We start from the raw sequence: 22,638 nt of genomic DNA, 5'->3' as shown, positions 1-22,638 counted from the left end.
GGATGAACATGAATATACGCATGTCTTGTATGGGAAGCCTCCTCGTTTCGATTATCCTATCCATCATTTTGACGGTGTTGATCAACTTAATTTTCCTATAAAAAATAGCTTCTAGAGGGTCCCGGCCCGAAGAAGCTATTTTTCCGCTTAGTATGATTCATTTTCCAGCATTTCAACCGCTTTTTCCAACTCCTCTTTTTCTTCTCCTGAAATTTCGGGGAATTGCGGGTCGATTTCCTCCAGAAGTTCAATCATGACTTCCGTGATGATGTATCTTGAAAATTCTTCGTTATCCGCTGGCAGAATGTACCACGGGGCAAATTCGGTCGATGTCTTCGTGATCAAATCTTCGAATATCTCCTGATAGCCATCCCAATGCTGCCGCTCTTTCACGTCATTGAACGAAAATTCCCAGTTTTTCTCCGGGTCTTTCATGCGCTTTAATAATCTATTCTTTTGTTCATCTTTGGAAACATTGAAATAGAATTTGACAACCGGGAAGCCATTCTCTGTCAAATAGCGTTCAAATTCTGTTATTTGGCGATAGCGTACATCCCAAATCTGTTCATCAATCAATTCATCCGGCAACGGTGTTTCTTTTAGTAAATCGTGCACTCGCGGCGCGATGACCTCTTCGTAATACGAACGGTTGAAAATGCCGATTTGGCCTCTTTCCGGAAGCCCTTTTTGAAATCTGCGCAAATAATCCATTTTCAATTCCGCTTCACTCGGTTTTTTAAATGATGTTGTTTTGAGTCCTTGAGCGGTCAAATTCGAAAAAAGATAGGTGATGGCTTCGTCTTTTCCAGCAGCATCCATTGCTTGTAGCACCACCACAATCCCTTTTTCTTCTTCCGCCAAAAGCTTCGTGTGCAATTCTTTTAGCCGCTCGATCCGTTCCGCCATTTTTTCATTTATCGCTGCATTGTTATACGTTCTATCTTCCTCAGTGGTTGAGTAATTTTCCAGTTTTACTTGTTCCTCTTTCTTTACTAAATATTTACTTGTATCCATACTGGCCCTCCCTCTTTGTATGTGCAAAGTTTTGTGCGACCGTTTCTCCTACAGTACCCAGCAGCTATCTCCAGCAAACGAGGCGTACTGCCTAATTTGTGTCCAATGCTTGTCTGGCACAGCTTACCTACTTTCGCTATACTTATTTTATAGAATCGCACCCGATGCAAGGAGCTGTAGTATGAAAGAAACCCACGTGGACAACCCGTTTAAAAAACCATTCAGCACGCTTCAAGAGTTAGCGGACAGCGTAAAAGAGATTTTGGATTGCCCCGCGACAATTGAAGATGCCAATCATCGTTTGCTGGCTTATAGTTCTCATGAAGACAGCACGGATTCTGCCAGAATCGGCACCATCATGAGCCAGCGTGTCCCGGAAAAAGTCATTAACCGCTTATGGAAGGAACGGATCATCCCGAAGCTGATGAATACAGATGCTGCTTTGCGGATTCCTGAAATTGCTGAAATTGGACTTCGTGACCGAGTCGCAATTGCGATCCGAAGAAACACAGAAGTGCTTGGCTACATATGGGTACTCGATAAAAACGAGCGGTTATCCGATAGCGAATTAGTGCTTTTAAAAGATGCAGCAGCTGCCGCTTTGCCGCTTCTGTTAAAGCTTCATCGCCAGCGAAAAGAAAAAGAAGAAAACTACCAGGATTTTTTCTGGCAATTGCTGACCGGCCAATTCAAATCAAGCGAGGATATCCAAAAAAAATTCTCCCAACTGCATTTGAAGATGCCGGCTCGATACGCCGTTCTTGTCTTTCAATTCGAAGAAGAAATCAGCCGCAAAATCGAAGAAAACATTTCGTATTTGATTACGACAAGCCAAAAGATCACGAACCATTTTATGGTGGTGATGCGCAATGAATTGATTTTAATCGCTTCGCCCCATCCCACGCAGCCGGACGAAAAAGCCTTCAACGATTTCATCTCTTTTTTCATCTCGGAGATGCATAACCGTTTCACGGTCGACGGCATCCAGGGCAGTTCAGGAACAGTCTATAAAGATTTTGAGAAAGCGGAGACAAGCTACCAAGAAGCTCTTCGCGTTCTTCAGCTCAAGGACCACTTTCCTGACGATTTGGCAGAAGCCACCCATTATCATCAACTCGGCGTGTTCAAATATTTTGATGTCATTATCGAAGAAAAAAGATCCAGCCATTATGAACACCCTGCGATTGCGGCGCTCGAAGAATACGATCAGCACAACAAAACAAATTTGCTGGCTTCCCTGGAAATTTTCATTCAGCAGGACAGCAACGTCCATGAAGCCGCAAAAAAAATGTTCATCCATACAAATACAATGAGCTATCGCCTAAAAAGAATCACGGAAATCAGCCAGTTGAACCTCAAGAACATCCATGAAAAAATGGCTGTTTACCTGGATTTGAAAATTCGGCAATGGGAAAAGCAGAAACGTTTGTGAATTTTCACAAATTAGAGCTTTTTGGTTTTTCATTTCGCACAAAGTAAAAGTCTTTTCTACAACCTATAATGGATTCTACACGCATACCATTATTTCAAGGGGGAACTAGAAATGATTATTGGAATTCCAAAGGAAATTAAAAACAACGAAAACCGTGTAGCGATTACACCTGCAGGAGTCGACGCTTTCCTCAGAGACGGCCATACGGTGCTGGTTGAAACGCAAGCAGGGATGGGCAGTTCGTTTACGGATCAAGATTATATCGATGCCGGCGCGAACATTGTGGCTACAGCGGAAGAGGCCTGGGCAGCCGAAATGGTCATGAAAGTGAAAGAACCGATCGCTTCTGAATTCCATTATTTCCGTGAAGGATTGATCTTGTTCACTTATCTTCACTTGGCAGCTGAGCCGGAATTGGCGAAGGAATTGGCAGAGAAGCAAGTGATTGCGATCGCCTACGAAACCGTTTCAGTCAACCGGACTCTTCCATTATTGACACCGATGAGTGAAGTGGCAGGACGCATGGCTGCTCAAGTCGGCGCTCAATTCCTTGAGAAAATCTACGGCGGACAAGGCATCCTCTTATCTGGAGTTCCAGGTGTGCAGCGCGGAAAAGTAACTATCGTCGGCGGCGGCGTGGCTGGTACAAACGCAGCGAAAATGGCTGTCGGCCTCGGGGCGCAAGTGACGGTTCTTGACTTGAATCCGGAACGCCTTCGCCAATTGGATGACATCTTCGGAAACGACGTGACTACGTTGATTTCGAATCCGTTTAATATTGCCGAATCTGTACGCGAAGCTGATTTGGTCATCGGCGCTGTCTTGATTCCAGGTGCAAAAGCGCCTAAATTGGTGACAGAAGAAATGGTCAAATCGATGAAGGCTGGCGCTGTCGTAGTGGATATCGCCATTGATCAAGGCGGAATTTTTGAAACTTCCGACCGCATTACGACACATGATGACCCGACTTACGTAAAACACGGAGTGGTGCATTACGCGGTAGCGAACATGCCGGGTGCTGTTCCAAGAACATCGACAATCGCGTTGACAAATGTGACCATGACGTACGCTTTGCAGATTGCCAATAAAGGCGTTAAAAATGCCATCCTTTCAAATCCTGCTTTGAAACTTGGCCTTAACACAGCAAATGGCAGCATCACGTACGAAGCAGTTGCAAAAGATTTGGGCTACGAATACACACCAGCAGAAGAAGCGCTCGAGAAAACCGCTGCGTTGAACTAAGAAAAAACCCTTGCTTTATCCTGGAATATTGGATAAAGCAAGGGTTTTTAGTTTGTCATTGCGGTCCGTAAATAGCTGTTTCTGAATGAAAGCCGTCAGCAATCACGGTGTCTTCCAAATTGGTTCCATCCACTCTTACCGGGGACAAAAATACGGCCGGCACTTCCGCTTTCCCGTTATGGACTTTGCGATTGACCGCCACTTTCTCTCCTTTTGCGAGTGCTACGGCCAGTTCAGCCGTTTCTTTCGCCAATGTCTTGATCGGTTTGTAGACGGTCATTGTTTGAGTCCCTTGAACGATCCGCTGAATCCCTGCAAGCTCTGCGTCCTGGCCCGCAACAGGGATTTTTTCAGCGAGGCCATAGCCTTTCAGCGCTTCGAGGGCGCCGCCTGCCGTTGCATCATTTGCCGCGATAACGGCATCTACCTTTCCGCCATTCGCAGATAAAGCCGCAGCCATATTTTCCTTCGCATTCTCCGGTGCCCAGTCCTGTGTCCATTGATCGTAGACAATTTTGATATCGCCCTTATCGATTAATGGCTGCAGCACATTGTAAACGCCTTTTTTCATCATGTGGGCGTTATTATCCGTTTCAGCTCCGCCCAGATAGACATAATTTCCTTTCGGCGCCTCCTCCAGCATGGCTTGCGCCTGGAGCTCCCCCACTTTTTCGTTATCGAATGAAATATACAAATCAATATCTGCATTTTTAACAAGCCGGTCATAGGCAACGACTTTGATGCCGGCTTGATGCGCTTTATGGACCACGGCGGCCGTAGCTTCCGCATTATGGGGAACAATGACCAGCAAGTCGACCCCTTCGCTGATCAGCTTTTCAGCCTGCAAAATCTGGAGGGCATCATTGCCGTTCGCTGCCAAGATTTCCACTTCCGCGCCAAGCGCCTCTATAGATTCTTTAAACAGATCCCGGTCCTTCAACCAGCGTTCTTCCAGTAATGTATCCATTGAAAACCCAATTTTAATCGGTTGTCCGGCCGGCTTTTCCTGCCCCTTCTCATCAATCGGCGGTTCCCGTTCTGCCAGAAACTCCTCCTTCGGCGCGTCTTTCACACAGGCAGAAGCGCCAACCATACATAAAATCAGCAAGAGAAAAAGGACCAGCATTTGATAAATGGACTGCTTCATCGATTTCTCTCCTTACGATCAGCTTTTTGTGGCTGCTAATCCTTTTTTCCCAAACAATGATTTACGGTAGTCTTTCGGCGATAAGGCCGTGTTTTTCTTAAACACCTTGCTGAAATAATTCGGTTCGTGGTACCCCACTTCAAAAGTGATTTCTTTGATGCTTTTCTCGGGATCCGCCAATAGTTTTTTCGCCTTGTCAATCCGGCATTCCGTCAAAAAGTCGATATAATTGATGCCTAATTTTTCTTTGAACATTTTGCTGATGTAGATGGGGCTTAAACCGACTTTTTGCCCTAAGGCGTCCAAAGAGATGTCTTCATTTGAATGCTCACTGATATAGACCTTGATCTGCTGCATGGCATCGGCTTCCAATTCCCCATAATGCTCCGCATAAGAGGCTTTCATCCGGTCCAACAAATGGCTGGTTTCCGACCGAAGCTGCCGGCAATCCTGCGCCTGGAAGGAATAAAGCGGCGTGTCTGTCTCTACTCCCACTTCGCTCATCACCCGTGAAATGACCCACATCAATTCCAGTACCCGCTGTTGAATTTGAAGGAGGTCCGCTCCCCCGTTTTCGTATACTTGAATGAGGTCAAGTGCATAATAGCGGACATCTTCCCACTGCCCCAACCGGATGTGGTCAAACAGCTTCTTCTCTCCCTGTTTCGCCAATTGCGGATTGAACCCATCTTTTAGAATCGGCACATCCGAATAAAACCGGTACTTTACAGGCAATGTCGAATCCATGGTCGCAATCAGCGACTCCTGGTAGGATTGGCGGATTTGGTCCAGCGAACCGCAGACTTGGCCAATTCCGATAAACCATCCGGCCTCCGATTCTGTTTGCCGCAAAGACAGAATTTCCTGGGCGAGCGAGATCGCTTGGGAACGGTACGATTTCTCCGGCTCCCTAAAAACGATGATCGGCAGCTGCCTGCCATATAGAGCCCCCACCCATCCGCTTTTCGTCATTCTCACTTTTTCTTTAATTGCGGAATATTGGCTTCCCGAACCGGCAGGCAGCAGGACGCTCATGACAAATTTTTCATTGGTCGACCGTATATCCAGCATCTCAACCAGCATGTCCAAGTGTACTTCATGAACATGATCAAATAATAATTGCGTGACAACATCGGTTTCAACGAGCGTCAACGCCTGCTGCATGGCATTTTGCTGAAACTCGCTTCTGGCCATGACTTTTCGCTCTTCTTCCGTCTCGGCAAGAACCTTTCCGACGGTTGCCACAATCTCACTGGCTTTGCTCGGTTTCAGCAGATAATCTTTGACGCCAAGTTTAATGGCCTGTCTTGCATAGTCGAAAGTGTCAAATGCTGTGACCATCACAAATTTCATGGATGGATGCTTTTGGCTGATCTGTTCAATCGCTTCCAATCCGCTCATCCCCGGCATCTTGATGTCCATCAAAATCAAATTCGGCTGAAATTCGGCTGCGAGGCGAACCGCTTCATTGCCGTTTCTCGCCTGTTCAATCATCAATTCCGGATAAGCTCTGGACAAAATCGCTTTAAGCCCTTCTCTTTCAATCTGCTCATCGTCGACAATCAAGAGCTTAGCCATCCTGTTTCTCCTCCCTCGTTTTCGGCAAAACCATGGTCACTTTTGTGCCTTTGCCTTCTTCGCTTTCAATCTTGAGAACATTTTCTGTCCGGTAAAAAATCCGCAGGCGCTGAACGACATTCTGAAAGCCGATTCCTGTCGAGTGCCCTTCAGCCGGCACTTTTTCCGTATCTAATAAATGGGCGATTTTTTCTTGAGGCATGCCTTTTCCATCATCTTCGATTTCAATGGCGACAACATCGCCTCTATCGCTGACCCTGAACCAAATATGTCCACCATCTTCTTCAGGCTCTATCGCATGAATGACAGCGTTTTCAATAATCGGCTGCAATGTCAACCCCGGAATCTTCACATTCAAACAAGATTCGTCCACATCCATGTGCACATTCAGCCGATCGGTAAAACGGGCTTGCTGGATTTCAATGTATTGCTTCAAAACGATCAGCTCTTCATAAAGCGTTACCGGCCGGTCTAAACGCTTCAAATTATAGCGGAGCAGCCCTGCTACGCTTACAAGCAAGTCGCTCGTTTCTTCGGCCCCTTCCAAATAGGCTTTTTTTGATAAAATATTCAACGTATTAAATAGGAAATGGGGATTGATCTGGCTTTGCAGCCCTAGCAGCTGGCTTTCCTGCAACAGGAGTTTATTTTGCTGCAATTCCCGTTCCAATTGCGCTTTTTCCTGAATTTCCATAATTAAATTATTGATGTTGATGCGCATCCGGTCAAAAGTTTGCGCCAAGAATGAAATTTCATCATTGGAATCCACTTTGATCTCCAAGTCAAACCGGCCCTTCGATAATTCATTCGCCGATTGGGTGAGCATCTGTACAGGTTTCGTGATGCTGATGGAAAACCAATAAGTCAAAAGCAGCAGCACAAACGTGATCAGCAAAAGCAGCCAAATGCCCAATTGCTTCAGCTCTTCGGATTGTTCAATAATGCCGCGGTAGAATCGGTCATACGTTTTTAGCTCCGTATCGATAATCGTCAACGTCATCTCGGAAATATAAGTGGCAATGCGGGTGGCTTCAGAAAATTCCTCGTTTGACCCTTCCGCCTCCTGTTGGGATTGCAGCATAAAAGAACGGTCTGCCGTTTCAACCAAACTGTCTAGGAGATTTGTATAATTTGTCAGTACAAATTCATTTTCTTCATTGCGTAAATCGTAAATTTCATCTTTTGCTTTCCGGATCTGTGCTTTGCTGGCATCCAGCTTTTCCAGATTGTCCGACGTCGGCTTGATTAAATAATTATTTAAATCGGTCACCAGCTGCTGGCTTGCGACCGTCACTTCATTCAAACTTAAATACCGTTGGAGCACATCATTGTATTGGCTTTGCGTCTTTTGATTGTAATAAGTTAAAGTGACCCAGATGGCAGACATGATAAACAAAACGACGAGTGCCAGCATCCATACTTTTTTCTGTATTTTATTCATCGCTGTTCCTTCACTTTCAACATGCGGATATCGGTCAGGTAGCCGTCCATATCAAGCGGCAAAGCCTCGTCGTTTAGCCAATTCGTGATTAAATCGACACTGGCGCTTCCCATTTCCTCCGGTGCCTGTTTAATGATGCCGTCCAATTTTCCTTTTTCAAAGAGCTTAAAGGACTCCAGCCCGTCATCAAAGGAATAAATATAATAAGGCTCCACTTGCGAGCGCTTGCTGATTTCCTGGATCATCGGCGACGCAAAATCGGCATTCAGAGCGATGAAGCCATTTAAATCCGGATATTCGTTTAATATTTCCTGGGTCTCTGCAAGGATATTTTTCCGCAATTCCACGGTTTCAGAAAGGATCAAGTTAATATTCGGATAGCCGTCAAGCACAGAATGGATGCCTTCAAGCCGCTGGTCTTGATAATACTCATGGCGCACGTTGGCCATCACCACCACTTTGCCGGCAGTGCCCATATCTGACACCAATTGTTCGGCAATCATTTTTCCTGCCAGGAATTGATCGGATCCCACATACGTTTTTCGCAGGCTTTTTTCCTTCGGCACATCATTGGCCACTGTAATAACGGGGATTCCATGAAAAGAAGCTTTGATTTTCGTCAAATCATTGAATTCTTCAGAATCCAAGCCTTGGACAATAATGCCATCCACTTTTGAATAAAGGGCCACTTCGATTTTCTCTAAGAAATCTTCCTCATTATTACCGTAGCTCCCCCATACTTCGAGGTCAGCCCCTTCTTTTTCCGCTTGCTCAAGAGCGCCTTTTGCAATTTGATCCCAGAACGGAGTATCTAAATTTTTTGTGATGAGTACAAGGCGCGGCTTGCCTTCCGCCGATCCAGCCGCCGCAGGCAATTGCCCGTTCGTGCGAAAAGCTTTTTCTGCTGACAATAAGGTGAAATAACATAAGACGATGCATAAGAGACCGATTAGAGCCAAGCCGAATTTTCGCACGGGAAATATCCCCTTTTTTGAATAGTCAATATTTTTTATCATACCACATAAGAAATGATGCACAATACTTGGTTTTTATGGTATGGATTGGCCGAGAGATGGCAAAAAGAGAGGCTTTGAAAGCCTCTCTTCAGAAGTTATCCGCGTTTTCTGCGCGTCATGACATCAAAGATTACGGCTGCTGCCAAAACGCCGCCGCGGATGATGTATTGATACGAAATGCCGACGCCGAGCAAGTTCATGCCGTTCGTCAAAGAAGCCATTACGATGGCGCCAATAATGGCGCCGGTCACTTTACCGACACCGCCGGCTGAAGAAACGCCGCCGACATAAGCGGCAGCAATGGCATCAAGTTCAAATAGTGTACCGGCTGTCGTGGTGGCTGATTGCAGCCTTGAAGTAAAGAGGATTCCAGACAATGCCGCAAGCATCCCCATTGAACCGAAGACGATATACGTGATTTTCTTTACATTGATACCGCTCAGATGGGCCGCTTCCGGATTGCTTCCGACTGCATAAATATGGCGGCCGAGCACCGTCTTTGTCGTCATGAAATGGTAGATGATGACAACGGCCAGCATGATTACGACTGTCCAGGAGAATCCGTTGTATCCGGCTAAAATCCAGGTAATATACGCGATGACCGCTGAAACTAAGACAAGTTTTAAAGCGAAAATGCCTTTTGAAGGCACATCGAATTTGTATTTCACTTTATTTCGCCGATTAGAGAATTCACTGTACACATACAATAAGATCCCGATTAATCCGACGATCAGCGAAAGAAGGTGCAGCCCATTCACTTCCATAAGCGATGGGATAAAGCCATTCCCCAGCGCATTGAATTTATCATCGTTAACAATGATCGTTCCCGTCTGCTCTGTAACCCGCAGCAAAGCGCCGCGGAAAATGAGCATCGCAGCCAAAGTCGCAACAAAAGCCGGAATGCCGAGCTGAGCGATTAAAAATCCATTGAACAATCCGGCAACAATCCCGAAGATCAGAATGGCCGGCACCGTGATATAAACGGATACGCCCATCTGTGTCAGGAAAATCGCAGCAATTGCGCCGAGAAATCCTGCAGCGAAACCGACAGATAAATCGATATGGCGAATAACGATGACCAATGTCATCCCGACGGCCAATACCGCAATGTATCCTGCGGAATCCAATAAGTTGCTGATGTTCCGCGATGACATGAAGAGACCATCCGTCATAATAGTAAAGGTCAGCAAAATGACCACAAGCGCAATATACATTCCATAATCACGGATATTATCTTTAATTAATGTTTTGACTTCTGTAAGAAAACCCACTGGCTCAACCTCCTAATGCGTTGCAAGTTCCATTATTTTTTCTTGGCTCGCTTCTTCAATGGCCATCTCGCCTTTGATCCGCCCTTCGCCCATTACGTAAACCCGGTCGCTCATCCCAAGCACTTCGCCAAGCTCCGATGAAATCATGATGATGCTCAAGCCTTCATTGATCATCTGGTTCATGATTGTGTATATTTCAAACTTCGCGCCGACATCGATTCCGCGCGTCGGTTCATCCAAGATCAATAATTTCGGGCCGACAAACAGCCATTTGCCGAGCGATACTTTCTGCTGGTTTCCGCCGCTTAAATTGCCGACATTCTGTTCAACAGAGGAAGCTTTGATGTTGATGGATTTTTTGTATTCCGTGGCTACTTTGATTTCTTCGTTGCCGTTTAAAATGCCGTTTGAAGAAATGCCTTTCAAATTCGCGGCTGACACATTGCTCTTAATATCCTGCAGCAGGAAAAGCCCATTGCCTTTCCGGTCTTCCGTGACATAGGCAATTCCAGCCTTAATCGCATCTCTTGTGTGGGTGAACTTCCGCTTGTTCCCATTTAGCAAAAGATCGCCTTGGACTTTGTACGACTTCGGATTGCCGAAAATGCTCAAAGCTAGTTCAGTCCGCCCAGCGCCCATCAATCCCGCAATGCCAACAATTTCCCCTTTTTTAATATGGAAATCCACATCTTTTACCACTTCGCGGACCAACTCCACATCATAGGCGCTCCAATTCTTCAACTCCAAAATCTTTTCGCCGATCTTTTTGTTCGGCCGCTTTGGATAAATATCTTTAATTTCGCGGCCGACCATGTTTTGAATGATGATGCTCTCGGAAATCGGTCCATCTGCTGCATCCAGCGTGCAAATCGTTTGCCCATCCCGGAGGACGGTCGCTTTATCTGCAATGGAGATGACTTCTTTCAATTTATGCGAAATCATGATGCACGTGATGCCTTCCTGTTTCAGGCCTTTCAATAACTCCAATAAATTCTCACTGTCGTCTTCATTCAACGCGGCCGTTGGTTCATCCAAGATCAAAAGTTTTACTTCTTTGCTCAATGCCTTGGCGATTTCAACCAATTGCTGTCTGCCGACGCTTAAATCTTTCACCAACGTTTCAGGGTTCACTTTTAAATTTACTTTTTTCAGCATTTTTTGGGCTTCGACCACCGTTTGGTTCCAATCCACGAATGCCCCGCGTTTTACCTCATTGCCCGCAAAAATATTTTCATAGACCGTCAGATCCGGAAACAAAGCCAGCTCCTGGTGGATGATCGAGATGCCTGCTTTCACGCTGTCGCTGATATTGCTGAACTTCTGGACTTCTCCTTCATAGATAATATCGCCGTCGTATGTTCCATGAGGATAGACGCCGCTTAGCACTTTCATCAGCGTTGATTTGCCGGCTCCATTTTCGCCGATCAAACAATGGATTTCTCCTTTTTTCACTTTGAAATTTACGTCGCTGAGCGCTTTAACTCCAGTAAATTCTTTGGAAATCCCTTTCATCTCCAAAATGTATTCGCTCATTGATAATCCTCCTTTAAGCAAACAATTAGCAGAAAGGCGAAATAGTGATAGATGGCTCTATCACTATTTCGCTGTTGCCTTTTCAATTCTATTCCAGTCCTGTAAATTCGCTTGCTTCATAGTACTCGGAATCGATCAATTCTTGTTTAACGTTTTCTTTGTCGACAACGATTACATCTGTTTGCTTCGCTTTAATGTCAGCTGTTCCATTATTGTAAGAACCCGTTGTTTCCGGTGTTCCGTCGTCAAGAACCGTAACTGCCATGTCGATTGCATCTTTTACAAGTGTGCGGACATCTTTGAAGACAGTCATTGATTGCTTTTCATCAATTACGTATTGGATCGAAGCTTTTTCAGCATCTTGCCCCGTAATCGTGTAATTTGTGATGTCTCCGTCAGAAGAAAATACATCCGCAATCGCACGTGCTGTTCCATCGTTCGGCGCTAAGATCGATACATCGCCTTTCATGTCAGCCGCTACACCCGTTAAGTGCGTTTGTGCTTTGTTCTTCGCTTCGTTTGGATCCCAGTTCGTCGTCACTTGCCCTAGAATTTTGCTCAGTTGGTCACGTGATAATTCGGCTGTGTCTTTTAATGCTTCCGCTTCGCTGGAATTGGCAATTTTAAATGTGCCATCTGCAATTTTCGGCTGCAATACGCTCCAAGCGCCTTGGAAGAATAGGAAAGCATTGTTGTCAGAAGAAGCCCCTGCGTACAGGTAAAGCGGGACGCCCGTTCCTTCAGCCTTGTCGATCAAGTATTGCCCTTGAGCCGCTCCGACTGCCAGGCTGTCGAATGTTACATAATAATCTACTGTATCTGTATCTGTGATCAATCGGTCATAAGCGATAACTGTCACATCATCTTTTTTCGCAGATTCAACTGCCGCTGCCGCTGCTGCCCCGTCGTGCGGGCTGATGATCAGTACTTTGATCCCTTTATTCAATAAAATATCCACGTTTTCTTTTTCTTTTGCAGAAGATCCTTGGCTGAATAGAATTTCAGTTGAATAATCTGTTTCTGCCAATGCATCTTTAAAGCGCTGCTCATCCTGCACCCAACGCGGTTCATCTTTTGTCGGCAACACAATTCCGACGTCCACTTGGCCGTTGCTGCTGCTGCCTCCGCCTTCTGAGTCTCCGCCTCCATCACTGCATGCTGCAGTAATCAATGCAAAAATCATCAAGACAAGAAATAACGTAAACTTTTTCCCCTTCGTTTTCATTGCCATTCCCCTTTCGCTCTTTTGTTCGCCTTCTTTTTCAGTATAGCTAGGAAAATAGCTTATGAAAGCGCTATCACTAGCACTCTTTCAATATCATCTATACTTTTTTAATGTTCAAAAAATACCCGCAAATAATTTTGGAGAAAATAAAAACCCGAGAGTTCCCTCTCGGTTTTCAAATTATTGAGCAACTAGCTGGATTGGCGCGTCTGCTTCTGAATTCCGCACTGCGGTGCTGGAACACTTTCGAAAGATATGAAGCAAAACAGCGGAGACGAGGTTCTTATAAATGCATCATTTCAAGACACGTGATCCTGCGCAAGCTCGCCGCAAAGCGTTTGTCCTCGAAAGCCACGATCAATCGCTTCACCCCCGTTTTGCGGAATATCGGGGTTCTAAACGAGATTTTCATTTCTATTTTTCAACAAACTAAAAAACCGAGAGTTTTCTCTCGGTTTTCAAAAAATAGCCGCTTCTCATGCCAGCTCCAGGAGCCTTTCGTATTGCCATTTCCGTTCTTCTGCTACAGCGTCTTCACTGAAGCCTTTTGCATAAGCGACAGATTTCACGGCATACGTTGAAGCATGGATTGCATGTTCGGCCATATGAGCAGTTGAAACAGCTTGCCCAGCCGCTCTTGCTGCTGAGGCGGCCGCCTCATCTTCCGTTTCTCTTGCAGCAGCATGTGCATCAAATGCCGCTTTGCGCGCATCCCTTACTTTCATTTCTCCTTGCGTCCATAAATGCGCCGCTTCAATGGCGCTTTTCAAACGCTGGTCCGCCGGAAACAACTGCTCATAATAAGAAAGCACATGCTCTGCGCAATCAGCTGCCCAGCGCACGGCTGTAGAGTGGTCGATTTTCTCCAACTGCTCTTCAATTTTTTCCTTGATGTCGGAATCAACAAAGTTTTGCGATGACATTTTTCATTTCACCGCCTTTCTGAGTTTATCGTTTAAAGCTTATTTTCCAATAGAAAATTTCAATGCGAAATTCTTTCTTCCATGGCTACTCCGCTACTTCAGGAGTTCTTTCCTTCTTTATACCTTATCCTTTAGGCTCTAAAACAAAATCTCTTTGCCGAAAAGGTTTTTGTCTCCTTTAAAAGAGGTAAGGAGAAAGACAACATACGATTTGAAAGTGAATGCTGCGGAGGGATTCTCATGTTTTTTTTTTTGATTACATCATTTATGTCATACTGTCCATTTCAAAAATTTATCTGTTCAGCTCCTTAAGCAGAACTGAATTCGAATTCGGATTTTTCCTTTTGAATCTCGCCACTGTTTTGATTCTCTCCTGCTGGACCTTGCTGCTGAAAGCAAAAACAAGGCAATGGATTCTTCTGTTTCTGCTCTTTCTCCACAGCACCTTATTGATTTCCGACTTATGGTATTACCGCTATTTCCAAGATTTCCTCTCCATCTCATTGCTGTCGGATATCACTCAAATCAATGATGTCGGCGGCGGATTTTTAACGCTGATCCAAGCCACGGACTTTTTCTTTTTTGCAGACTTGCTCTTGTTTGGCGCAGTCATTTGGATTATGCGAAAACGCCAGGCACAAGCTCAACATTCGAATCGGAAGAAGTACGCCGGCATTGTGTTAGCTGCCGGAATCGGATTATACGCGCTCCCGATGCTAACGGATTATTTTGCTAAAGGCGCTTCGCCCTTTGATCCAACCGTTGCCGATATGCAGGATTATTATCAGTTTGGGTTTTGGGGCTATCATGGGCTTGATCTCGCCAAAGGCGGAATCGATCTCCTCAGCAAAGAAAATCGCGTAACAGCGGAAGAAGAATCACTCATTCGAGGAGCCAATAAAGGCGGAGAAAATGCAGAAGCTGCCGAAGAGCAGCCGAATGTTATCCTCGTTCAACTTGAGTCTTTCCAAAGCAGTGTCATCCACCACGAAGTGGACGGCCAGGAATTGACGCCAAATTTAAATAAGCTTACTGAAGAAATGCTTTACTTCCCATCTTTTTACCACCAGACGCACGAAGGAAGAACCTCTGATGCCGAATTTATCACGAATACTTCGCTTCAGCCCTTGCGTTCAGGCTCAGTCTATACGCAGTACGAAAAAAATGAATTCGATTCACTGCCGGCAGCTTTAAAGGAAAACGGCTACACCACTGCCGCCATGCATGCGTATGAAAAAGATTTCTGGAACCGGGACAGCTTCTATCAAAATATCGGTTTTGATCAGTTTTTCAGTAAAGAGGATTACCCGGAAGAAAAGAAAATCGGGATGGCAGTGAACGATACAGAATTCTTTACGACTTCGATCGAGCATATGGAAGAATTGGAAGAGCCGTTTTTTGCTTTTCTTGTCGCATTGACGAGCCATATCCCGTATGAAATTCCGGAAGAAGACCGGGACCTTGATTTATCAAGCTATGAGGATCCGCTTTTAAAAGGCTATTACCAGACCATCCATTACGTTGACGGATCTGTCGGAGTGATGGTCCAAGAATTGAAAGACAAAGGCATTTGGGACGATGCGCTCGTTGTCTTCTATGGCGACCATGACAGCGGCCTTCAAAAGGACGGCAGTGAGATGGCCAAGGAATTTGAGGTCGAGTCAGCGGTCGATCAGTTTGAACTCGGCCGGCGAGTGCCCCTATTTATTAAGCCGCCAAACCTTGCTCAAGGTGAGACCGTCGATAAAAGCGGCGGCCAAATTGATATCACGCCAACTATCTTAGCGATTCTTGGCATCAGCCAGCCTTATGTGCTCGGCCAGTCTTTAATGGATGAGGAAGCAAATTTAACGGTGTTCCGCGACGGTTCCTTCCGCTTTGAAGATGTGTATTATCTGCCGGATCTTACGGAGCCGATTGGCTCAGGCACATGCTATTCCATTGACACAGAAGAGGAAATTCCGTTTGACCGATGCGAACCTCACATCGGCAAAGCGGCGAAACAGCTGCAAGTTTCAGACACCATCATCCAGGAAAACGCCTTGGATGAATTGCGGCAGTCCAGCCGCCCTTAATGAAACAAGCTTCAGAGATCAATTTTCTCTTGGAGCTTGTTTTTTATTTTGGACCGGATAATCATCTCGAATGTCCGTTTGAGCCCAGAAATTTGCGTTATGATAATAAGCATACCTATAAATTTGATTGATAAGTTATTGGAGATGATTGTTTTGGTCATTGCAGAAATCCTTAATGTAATCCTTCCCGTTTTTCTTTTGCTGGGCATCGGCTTTTTTATCGGAAAATTTATGCCGATCCATTCCAAGTCTGTTTCGGACCTTTGCATTTATGTCTTCAGCCCAGCGCTGTTCTTCCATTCTGTAACGGTTTCATCTTTGGAATGGAATGACTTAGCCAAAATTGCCGGATTTGCGCTGCTTTTATTTGCCTGCTACGCGGTATTTATCCAAATTGCAGCTTTCATTTTCAAATGGGAACCGGCTTATAAAAACACCATGATGCTGGCGAGTGGATTTCCGAATACCGGGAATTATGGGCTGCCGATCGTGCTCTTCGCTTTTGGAGATGAAGGCGTGGCCATCGCTATCATTTATGTCGTCACGCAATCTTTTCTGATGAATTCCGCCGGCATTTACTATGCTTCAAACAACGGCAAAACTTCCCAAAAAGATATTTTCCGGACCATCATCCGGATGCCGGGCTTTATCGCCATTTTAACAGCACTTTTCTTGAAACTCGTTCAAATTCCTGTACCGCAAGCAATTGAAAATGCTTCTGGCTTATTGGGGCAAGCAGCGATTCCGACGATGCTGACGCTGCTCGGCGTGACATTGGCTTCCATCCAACTCAAAAATGTCATCACGTTCATTGCGACCGCCACTGTTTTGAAACTGGCGATTTTTCCGTTGATTGCCTTTCTTCTGCTGGCGTTGCTCTATCCGGACGATTCCTTGGAAACACAGGTGCTTTTGCTGTCAGCCGCTACTCCAGCCGCCGCCACCACCACATTGCTAGCTATTAACTTTAAGATGAATCCGGATATGGTATCCAGTGCGATGTTCGTCAGCACCGTCGCCAGCTTAATTACAATTCCCTTATTGCTTGTAGCCTTAATGTAAAACTAAAGACATTTCTATGATTAGCGAATATAATAGAAGCTGTCTGTAAAAACGTTCCTCTTTTTTTATGAGAAGGAAAATAAAGTAATTGATCGGTACCGGAGGAGATTTTTTGAACTCGAAAGCTTTTTCACTAGCCTTATTTTCTGTTTTGATTTGGGGTTCTTCATTTGCCGCCATCCGGGTCAGTTTGCAAGGCGGCTATGATGCTGGCCAAAATGTGTTGGTCCGCTTCATGGTCGCTTCCATTCTTTTTCTGATTTATGCTTTATGGCCAGGAACGAAATTCCGCCTGCCGCATAAAAGCGATATTTTAAGAATCTTGCTGCTTGGCTGGATCGGCATCAGCCTCTACCATATTTTCGTTACATTCGGCATGGAATCCATCTCTGCCGGAACGGCCGGCATGCTCGTCGGTTCCGGACCGATATTCACTGCTCTCATCGCTTTCTTTTTCTTGAAAGAGCGATTGACTGGAATCGGCTGGGTCGGCCTCGGCATCGGATTTATCGGGATTCTGTTCATTGCATTCGGTTCAGCCGATGCTTCCTTGACGCTGACGAACGGCGCTGTCCTCGTCTTGATCGCAGCTTGTGCTTCCGCCGTGTTTTTTGTTTTCCAAAAAACGCTGCTGACGCGTTATTCAGCCATTGAGCTGACCGCTTACTTTACGTGGGCTGGCACTTTGCCATTTTTGATCTTTTCACCCGGCATTTTCTCAGCGCTGCAAAATGCCACCGTTGAAGCTCATTTCGCCACGCTTTATGTCGGCATCTTCCCGGCCGCGATTGCCTACGTGACATGGGCCACTGCTTTGTCGCTAGCGAATGCGAGCTCCGTCTCGAGCTTGATTTACCTGGAGCCTGCAGTTGCGATTGTCGTCGCCTGGATGTGGCTCCATGAACTTCCCTCTGGGCTTTCGCTGGTGGGCGGCGTTATCGCCATCAGCGGCGTTCTTATTGTTAATTTCCTTGGAAAGCGGCGAGAAAAGCAGCGCCGCATTTCGGATCAAGCTGCTGAATCGTCGGTTTGATCCGGAAGAAAAAGTCATTTGCAATTTGCAAATGGCTTTTTTTATGGAATGAATTGGCTGAACGCGCATAAATTTCTCTGAACGCGCGCATTTTCTTATGAGCGCGCACAAATCGATTTGAACGCGCGCATTCTCGGATGAACGCGCGCATCCATAAAAAAAGCAATCTGCGTGAACCTTTTCCCGCTTTCATTTGTATAGTAAGTAATCAGACAAAAAGGAAGTGGAAATAATGGGAACAGGATGGGTCGTTTCATTAATCGTGATCGCTTTTATGATGGCAGTCATTTTAGGCATCGCTATTCCAATGGATAAGAAATATATTGTAAGGGAAAACCGAAAGATCAATTACAAAAAAACAACGATTTATTTGCGCTGGAATGTTTTTGACACCTTGACTTTAGCCTTGGCCATTTATACGATCGTTTGTATACAGATATTGAATTTGTTGGTTTCCACCGGGCAATCCGTTGAGAACCCCTACGTGCAATTTTTTACGAATCAATCCCAGGTCTGGTCACTCGTCACCATCATCTATTTGATCAGCCGCGTTTCCATTACATTGAAGACGATTAAAGAACGGTGGGGAGACGGAAGTGGAGAAATCTGAAGAACAGTTGATGACAGCTTACCAACAAGGCGATGCGAATGCTTTAGACAGCATTTATCGCTTGATGCAAAAACCGCTGTATTCCTTCATTTTCCGTTACACCCGAGAGGAGCAGCTGAGCATTGATATCGTGCAGGATACGTTCATGAAGCTGCAGGACCATAAGCAAACCTTCGATCCGCAGAAAGGCACGCTCAAAAGTTTTCTTTTTCAAATTGCGTACCGGTTGATGGTCAATAAATTAAACCGGCGCAAGAAACTGTCGTCTCTTCTGCCCTTTCTGGTGCCGCGCCAAAAAGAAGAATTGTCCCGGCCGGAACAGATGACCGTGAGGGATGCTGTTGCTAATCTTCCTGAAACGGAACGCGCAGTCATTCTCTTATTTTATTACCATGATTTGTCCCAAGAAGAAATGGCGCAGATCCTCGGCATTCCAAAAGGCACCGTGAAGTCGCGGCTGCACCGGGCGACGAAATTACTGAAAAACGATTTGGAGGGATTTTACGATGAATCAAGAGCCATTCGATAAAGATCCGCTTTTGCAGGCAAAGCTGCAGGAAGACTTGGTGGAAGTTCCCGATTTTCCAATGAAAGCAAGCCGGTGGAACCGATTGCTTCACTATTTAGGTTCCCCTGCACAAGATCCGTTCGAGCCGATTGTTGCGACGAAATCAGGCGTCATTTCGCTGAAAGTGCTCCCCGTTGCCGGAGGCGCAGCCCTGGTCGCTGCACAGTTTTTATTTTTCCTCTAAATCTCCCTGATCGTAAATAAATATACTTTTTCCCAAAAAGAAAGAGGCATCCACTAAAGGATGCCTCTTTCTAATTTCTCAATCTTCGATCTTGAACCAGCCCGGGATGTTGACGATGGTGTTCCAAAGGTCGTCTGGAATGTCCAATTCGTCTTTTTTGCTCAAATAGAGGGCTTGGTAGATTTCTTGTTCCTGGCTTTTTTTCACTTTTAAGAGCCAATCCGGATCCATGATCAATGCGTGCCCAAGCGAAACGAATGGCGTAACGTCCAACGCTTCTTTAACCTGATCGACCGTCTGCAAACCGCCTACTCCGATGACCGGAATCCGGTCGCCGACATGCTCCTGGAGCATGACGACACGAGAACGGCTGTCTTCTTCACGAATGGAGCCTCCGAAGAATTTGCCGACGGAAGCATGCAAATAATCGATTCCTTTATCGGCTAACGCCGCCGCGAATTTCAACGTATCTTCCATCGTGATTCCCGGCTCTTCACGTTCTTCCGGGCTCAGCCGGTAACCGACGACAAACGGCTTTTCAGCGTATTTCGCGACCGCTTCTTGGATCGATTCGACGACTGCCAGCGGAAATGCCATGCGCTCCATCACATCCCCGCCCCACTTGTCCGTCCGGCGATTGGAATGCGGAGAGAAAAATTGCTGGATCAAATACGTATTGGCGCCATGGATTTCCACTCCGTCAAAGCCTGCTTTGATCGCACGCCGCGTCGCTTCTCCAAAAGCTCTAATGGATTCTTCGATTTCCGCTGCTGACATTTCACGCGGAGTTTCTGCATTTGGGCGGACGGATGGGATGTCGCTCGCTGATATCGGCTGCTCACCATTCAATAATTTTGAGTTTGACATGCGCCCTGCATGATAGATCTGCAAAATCGCTTTTGCACCGCCTTCATGAATGGCATCTGCCAGCCGCGCAAGGCTTTCAATCCGTTCGTCAGAATCTGCCCCGAACGCATTCGGAAAACCGATCCCGAGCGGCTCCACATGTGCACATGCCGTAATGACCGCTCCTACACCGCTTTTGGCGCGGCGATGATAGTATTTCAATTCGTCGTCTGTCACGTCTCCATTCGCATCCGATGAAGAAGTCGTCATCGGTGCCATCATGACGCGATTTTCCACTTTTAATCCTGCTGTAAATGTATAAGGCTCAAATATGCTGTCGATCTTTATGGCCATTCCAGTTCCTCCTCAAGTCGATGATTGCTTGTTGTATGGTAAATACCCTTCCCGGATATTCTAAAACGGTGTTCTCCTTTTCAATCTTAAAGGATAGAAAATTGAAATTGTAGATAAATGCTTCCTTCTCTGAATAATTCAGTCTTTTGGCTGAAATTGAGCCTCTTAGCTGGATGACTATACTTTTTTCCAGTTTCCGTGTCAAAAGTTAGAGGCACGTTATACGAAATAAACCGATTTGTTATTTTATTGATTCATTTATTATTTTATTGTTTTCCGGCAAGTCCCTTCGTTATCTTTTCTATTTAATCCGCTATATGATGGAAAGAGAAAGATTAATCCAAACAATAAGGCCATTCCACAGCAAAGGATGATCCAAATGAAAGCGATTGCCCCGTTAGTTTTTCTGATGTCGCTCCTGCTTATCTTAAGTGCATGCTCCAATGGACAGCCGCTCGCAAATGCCGGGCAATCCAATCCGGGCAAACCGGCCCCAGCTTTTGAACTCACCGACCTGGAGGGGAATCTCCACAACTTGTCCGAATACGCGGGCCAAAAAGTATACGTGAAATTTTGGGCTTCCTGGTGCTCCATTTGCCTGGCTGGCATGGAAGAGTTGAACACACTTGCCGGGGAAGACAATGATTTTGTCGTCTTGTCCATCGTTTCGCCAAGTTCCAATGCAGAAAAAGACAGCGCCTCATTCAAGAAATGGTTTGAAGGCGTCGAAAACACAGAAAACATCCAGGTTTTATTGGACGAAGGCGGCACGTTCTTCGATGAATACGGCGTCCTTGCTTATCCGACGTCCGCTTATATCGGCTCTGACGGAACGCTCGTAAAAAGCTCTCCCGGACATTTCAACAACGCAGAAATTAAAGAAACATTCGAATCGATCCAATAAACGAAAGGCGGCTGACCATGATGACTAAAAAACGAGCCGGTATTCTGCTGCTTGGCCTATTGCTGCTGCTCCTTGCCGCGGGATGTTCCCCATTGAATTTGAATGCTTCGGGTTCCAATTCAGCTGAGGCGGAATCCAAATTCCCGGACAACCCGAACGATGGCCTGCAATTTGATGAAGAGCAATTGGCAGACATTTGGCTTGCCGGCGGCTGTTTCTGGGGAGTTGAAGCCTATATGGCGCGCGTCTACGGCGTCTATGATGTGACTTCCGGCTATGCAAACGGCAATACGGAAAACCCGACTTATGAAGAAGTGACAAAAGAAAATACCGGACACGCTGAAACGGTCCATGTTCGCTACGATCCGGAACGGGTCGACCTCAAAAAACTGCTCGGCCATTATTTCATGATCATTGATCCTACACTGTTGAACCAGCAAGGCAACGACCGCGGGGAGCAATACCGGACCGGCATCTTTTATGAAAATGAAGCGGACCGTGCGGTAATTGAAGAAGTGATGGCAGCGGAACAATCCAAATACGACGATCCGATTGTGACGGAAGTTGAACCGCTCGAACATTATTATTTGGCAGAAGAATATCACCAAGACTACCTCGAGAAAAATCCGAATGGCTATTGCCACGTGGAATTCGATTCGCTTGAAGACCAGGAAGTGCCGTCGCTCATCGACGCTTCCCTTTATCCGAAGCCAAGCGACGAAGAGTTGAAAGCGAAATTGACTGAAGCCCAGTATAAAGTGACGCAGGAAAACGATACTGAAACGGCTTATTCCAATGAGTACTGGGACAACTACGAACCCGGCATCTACGTGGATGTGGCGACCGGCGAGCCGCTTTTCTCATCTGCCGACAAATACGATTCCAAATGCGGCTGGCCAAGTTTTACCAAGCCGATCGAACCGGAAGTTGTAACGGAGCACGAAGACACCAGCTATAATATGGTCCGCATCGAAGTGCGCAGCCGCGCAGGCGACAGCCATCTCGGCCACGTCTTCAATGACGGGCCAAAAGACAAAGGCGGACTCCGCTATTGCATCAATAGCGCTTCCATCCTTTTTATCCCTCAGGAAGAAATGGCTGAAAAGGGCTATGGCTACCTGGAAGGGAAATTGTAAGTGCAAAAACAGCCGCTCACTGAGGAGAAATCCCAGTGGAGCGG

The 22,638-nt window shown here is 46.0% G+C and carries 20 protein-coding genes; 10 read left to right on the top strand and 10 right to left on the bottom strand.

Annotated features, from left to right (window positions below):
• Nucleotides 1–147: 147 nt before the first annotated feature.
• Nucleotides 148–1,014, bottom strand: coding sequence for a PPK2 family polyphosphate kinase (locus MTR82_RS16415; protein WP_246809930.1), 867 nt, complete (start codon nt 1,012–1,014; stop codon nt 148–150).
• A gap of 181 nt (nt 1,015–1,195) precedes the next feature.
• Between MTR82_RS16415 and MTR82_RS16410 the strand changes: the two genes are divergently transcribed.
• Nucleotides 1,196–2,446: a PucR family transcriptional regulator gene (locus MTR82_RS16410; RefSeq protein WP_246809929.1), complete on the top strand. Its 1,251-nt coding sequence runs from the start codon at nt 1,196–1,198 to the stop codon at nt 2,444–2,446.
• A gap of 111 nt (nt 2,447–2,557) precedes the next feature.
• Nucleotides 2,558–3,688 (top strand): alanine dehydrogenase, encoded by a 1,131-nt coding sequence (gene ald / locus MTR82_RS16405; protein WP_052652544.1) that lies wholly within the window; start codon nt 2,558–2,560, stop codon nt 3,686–3,688.
• A 55-nt stretch (nt 3,689–3,743) separates the two neighbouring features.
• Here the strand turns inward: ald and xylF are convergent, their stop codons facing one another.
• From xylF to MTR82_RS16365, 8 genes are all read right to left on the bottom strand, one after another.
• A complete protein-coding gene (xylF, locus tag MTR82_RS16400; protein WP_052652546.1) occupies nt 3,744–4,835 on the bottom strand; it encodes a D-xylose ABC transporter substrate-binding protein in 1,092 nt (363 codons plus the stop codon).
• Between the two features lie 18 nt (nt 4,836–4,853).
• Nucleotides 4,854–6,413 carry a response regulator gene (locus MTR82_RS16395; protein WP_246809928.1) on the bottom strand — a complete coding sequence of 520 codons (1,560 nt, stop codon included), beginning with the start codon at nt 6,411–6,413 and terminating at the stop codon, nt 4,854–4,856.
• Complete coding sequence (locus tag MTR82_RS16390) at nt 6,406–7,854, bottom strand: sensor histidine kinase (RefSeq protein WP_246809927.1); 1,449 nt, start codon at nt 7,852–7,854, stop codon at nt 6,406–6,408. The genes MTR82_RS16395 and MTR82_RS16390 overlap by 8 nt, the downstream gene beginning before the upstream one ends.
• Nucleotides 7,851–8,828, bottom strand: coding sequence for a sugar ABC transporter substrate-binding protein (locus tag MTR82_RS16385; protein ID WP_246809926.1), 978 nt, complete (start codon nt 8,826–8,828; stop codon nt 7,851–7,853). Before MTR82_RS16385 ends, MTR82_RS16390 begins: the two co-directional genes overlap by 4 nt.
• Before the next feature lie 137 nt (nt 8,829–8,965).
• Nucleotides 8,966–10,084 carry a sugar ABC transporter permease gene (locus tag MTR82_RS16380; RefSeq protein ID WP_425024028.1) on the bottom strand — a complete coding sequence of 373 codons (1,119 nt, stop codon included), beginning with the start codon at nt 10,082–10,084 and terminating at the stop codon, nt 8,966–8,968.
• Between the two features lie 69 nt (nt 10,085–10,153).
• A complete protein-coding gene (locus tag MTR82_RS16375; RefSeq protein WP_246809924.1) occupies nt 10,154–11,674 on the bottom strand; it encodes a sugar ABC transporter ATP-binding protein in 1,521 nt (506 codons plus the stop codon).
• A gap of 88 nt (nt 11,675–11,762) precedes the next feature.
• Complete coding sequence (locus tag MTR82_RS16370; RefSeq protein ID WP_246809923.1) at nt 11,763–12,899, bottom strand: sugar ABC transporter substrate-binding protein; 1,137 nt, start codon at nt 12,897–12,899, stop codon at nt 11,763–11,765.
• Nucleotides 12,900–13,375: 476 nt separating this feature from the next.
• On the bottom strand, nt 13,376–13,822 hold the full coding sequence (locus MTR82_RS16365) for a putative immunity protein (RefSeq protein WP_246809922.1): 447 nt from the start codon (nt 13,820–13,822) through the stop codon (nt 13,376–13,378).
• A gap of 344 nt (nt 13,823–14,166) precedes the next feature.
• Between MTR82_RS16365 and MTR82_RS16360 the strand changes: the two genes are divergently transcribed.
• The 6 genes from MTR82_RS16360 (at nt 14,167) to MTR82_RS16335 (ending at nt 19,354) form a co-directional block, all read left to right on the top strand.
• A complete protein-coding gene (locus MTR82_RS16360; protein ID WP_246809921.1) occupies nt 14,167–15,897 on the top strand; it encodes an LTA synthase family protein in 1,731 nt (576 codons plus the stop codon).
• Between the two features lie 153 nt (nt 15,898–16,050).
• Nucleotides 16,051–16,959, top strand: a complete 909-nt coding sequence (locus MTR82_RS16355) for an AEC family transporter (protein WP_246809920.1) — start codon at nt 16,051–16,053, stop codon at nt 16,957–16,959.
• 112 nt (nt 16,960–17,071) lie between these two features.
• Complete coding sequence (locus MTR82_RS16350) at nt 17,072–17,992, top strand: DMT family transporter (protein WP_246809919.1); 921 nt, start codon at nt 17,072–17,074, stop codon at nt 17,990–17,992.
• 232 nt (nt 17,993–18,224) lie between these two features.
• Nucleotides 18,225–18,602, top strand: a complete 378-nt coding sequence (locus MTR82_RS16345) for a group-specific protein (protein ID WP_246809918.1) — start codon at nt 18,225–18,227, stop codon at nt 18,600–18,602.
• Nucleotides 18,603–18,612: 10 nt separating this feature from the next.
• Nucleotides 18,613–19,131 (top strand): RNA polymerase sigma factor, encoded by a 519-nt coding sequence (locus MTR82_RS16340; protein WP_279577130.1) that lies wholly within the window; start codon nt 18,613–18,615, stop codon nt 19,129–19,131.
• Complete coding sequence (locus MTR82_RS16335) at nt 19,109–19,354, top strand: hypothetical protein (protein WP_246809916.1); 246 nt, start codon at nt 19,109–19,111, stop codon at nt 19,352–19,354. The genes MTR82_RS16340 and MTR82_RS16335 overlap by 23 nt, the downstream gene beginning before the upstream one ends.
• Nucleotides 19,355–19,432: 78 nt before the next feature.
• Here the strand turns inward: MTR82_RS16335 and MTR82_RS16330 are convergent, their stop codons facing one another.
• On the bottom strand, nt 19,433–20,554 hold the full coding sequence (locus tag MTR82_RS16330; RefSeq protein WP_246809915.1) for an NADH-dependent flavin oxidoreductase: 1,122 nt from the start codon (nt 20,552–20,554) through the stop codon (nt 19,433–19,435).
• A gap of 379 nt (nt 20,555–20,933) precedes the next feature.
• On the opposite strand from MTR82_RS16330, the gene MTR82_RS16325 reads away from it, so the two are divergent.
• Complete coding sequence (locus tag MTR82_RS16325; RefSeq protein WP_246809914.1) at nt 20,934–21,458, top strand: TlpA family protein disulfide reductase; 525 nt, start codon at nt 20,934–20,936, stop codon at nt 21,456–21,458.
• A 17-nt stretch (nt 21,459–21,475) separates the two neighbouring features.
• The gene (gene msrB / locus MTR82_RS16320; RefSeq protein ID WP_246809913.1) at nt 21,476–22,594 is read left to right on the top strand and encodes a peptide-methionine (R)-S-oxide reductase MsrB; all 1,119 of its coding nucleotides are present in this window, start codon (nt 21,476–21,478) and stop codon (nt 22,592–22,594) included.
• Nucleotides 22,595–22,638: the final 44 nt, after the last annotated feature.

The organism is Planococcus ruber, from assembly GCF_022819085.1.
Taxonomy (GTDB): Bacteria; Bacillota; Bacilli; order Bacillales_A; family Planococcaceae; genus Planococcus; species Planococcus ruber.
Note: the sequence above shows the minus strand (reverse complement) of the source record. Positions and strands in the feature narration are given on the sequence as shown.

What these genes read in the sequence shown, in the direction of transcription:
- xylF (WP_052652546.1), bottom strand. Translation starts at nt 4,835, where the DNA reads ATGAAGCAGTCCATTTATCAAATGCTGGTCCTTTTTCTCTTGCTGATT.
- MTR82_RS16375 (WP_246809924.1), bottom strand. Translation starts at nt 11,674, where the DNA reads ATGAGCGAATACATTTTGGAGATGAAAGGGATTTCCAAAGAATTTACT.
- MTR82_RS16325 (WP_246809914.1), top strand. Translation starts at nt 20,934, where the DNA reads ATGAAAGCGATTGCCCCGTTAGTTTTTCTGATGTCGCTCCTGCTTATC.
- MTR82_RS16370 (WP_246809923.1), bottom strand. Translation starts at nt 12,899, where the DNA reads ATGAAAACGAAGGGGAAAAAGTTTACGTTATTTCTTGTCTTGATGATT.
- msrB (WP_246809913.1), top strand. Translation starts at nt 21,476, where the DNA reads ATGATGACTAAAAAACGAGCCGGTATTCTGCTGCTTGGCCTATTGCTG.
- MTR82_RS16380 (WP_425024028.1), bottom strand. Translation starts at nt 10,084, where the DNA reads ATGTATATTGCGCTTGTGGTCATTTTGCTGACCTTTACTATTATGACG.
- MTR82_RS16335 (WP_246809916.1), top strand. Translation starts at nt 19,109, where the DNA reads ATGAATCAAGAGCCATTCGATAAAGATCCGCTTTTGCAGGCAAAGCTG.
- MTR82_RS16340 (WP_279577130.1), top strand. Translation starts at nt 18,613, where the DNA reads ATGACAGCTTACCAACAAGGCGATGCGAATGCTTTAGACAGCATTTAT.
- MTR82_RS16345 (WP_246809918.1), top strand. Translation starts at nt 18,225, where the DNA reads ATGGGAACAGGATGGGTCGTTTCATTAATCGTGATCGCTTTTATGATG.
- MTR82_RS16330 (WP_246809915.1), bottom strand. Translation starts at nt 20,554, where the DNA reads ATGGCCATAAAGATCGACAGCATATTTGAGCCTTATACATTTACAGCA.
- MTR82_RS16395 (WP_246809928.1), bottom strand. Translation starts at nt 6,413, where the DNA reads ATGGCTAAGCTCTTGATTGTCGACGATGAGCAGATTGAAAGAGAAGGG.
- MTR82_RS16415 (WP_246809930.1), bottom strand. Translation starts at nt 1,014, where the DNA reads ATGGATACAAGTAAATATTTAGTAAAGAAAGAGGAACAAGTAAAACTG.
- MTR82_RS16365 (WP_246809922.1), bottom strand. Translation starts at nt 13,822, where the DNA reads ATGTCATCGCAAAACTTTGTTGATTCCGACATCAAGGAAAAAATTGAA.
- ald (WP_052652544.1), top strand. Translation starts at nt 2,558, where the DNA reads ATGATTATTGGAATTCCAAAGGAAATTAAAAACAACGAAAACCGTGTA.
- MTR82_RS16390 (WP_246809927.1), bottom strand. Translation starts at nt 7,854, where the DNA reads ATGAATAAAATACAGAAAAAAGTATGGATGCTGGCACTCGTCGTTTTG.
- MTR82_RS16410 (WP_246809929.1), top strand. Translation starts at nt 1,196, where the DNA reads ATGAAAGAAACCCACGTGGACAACCCGTTTAAAAAACCATTCAGCACG.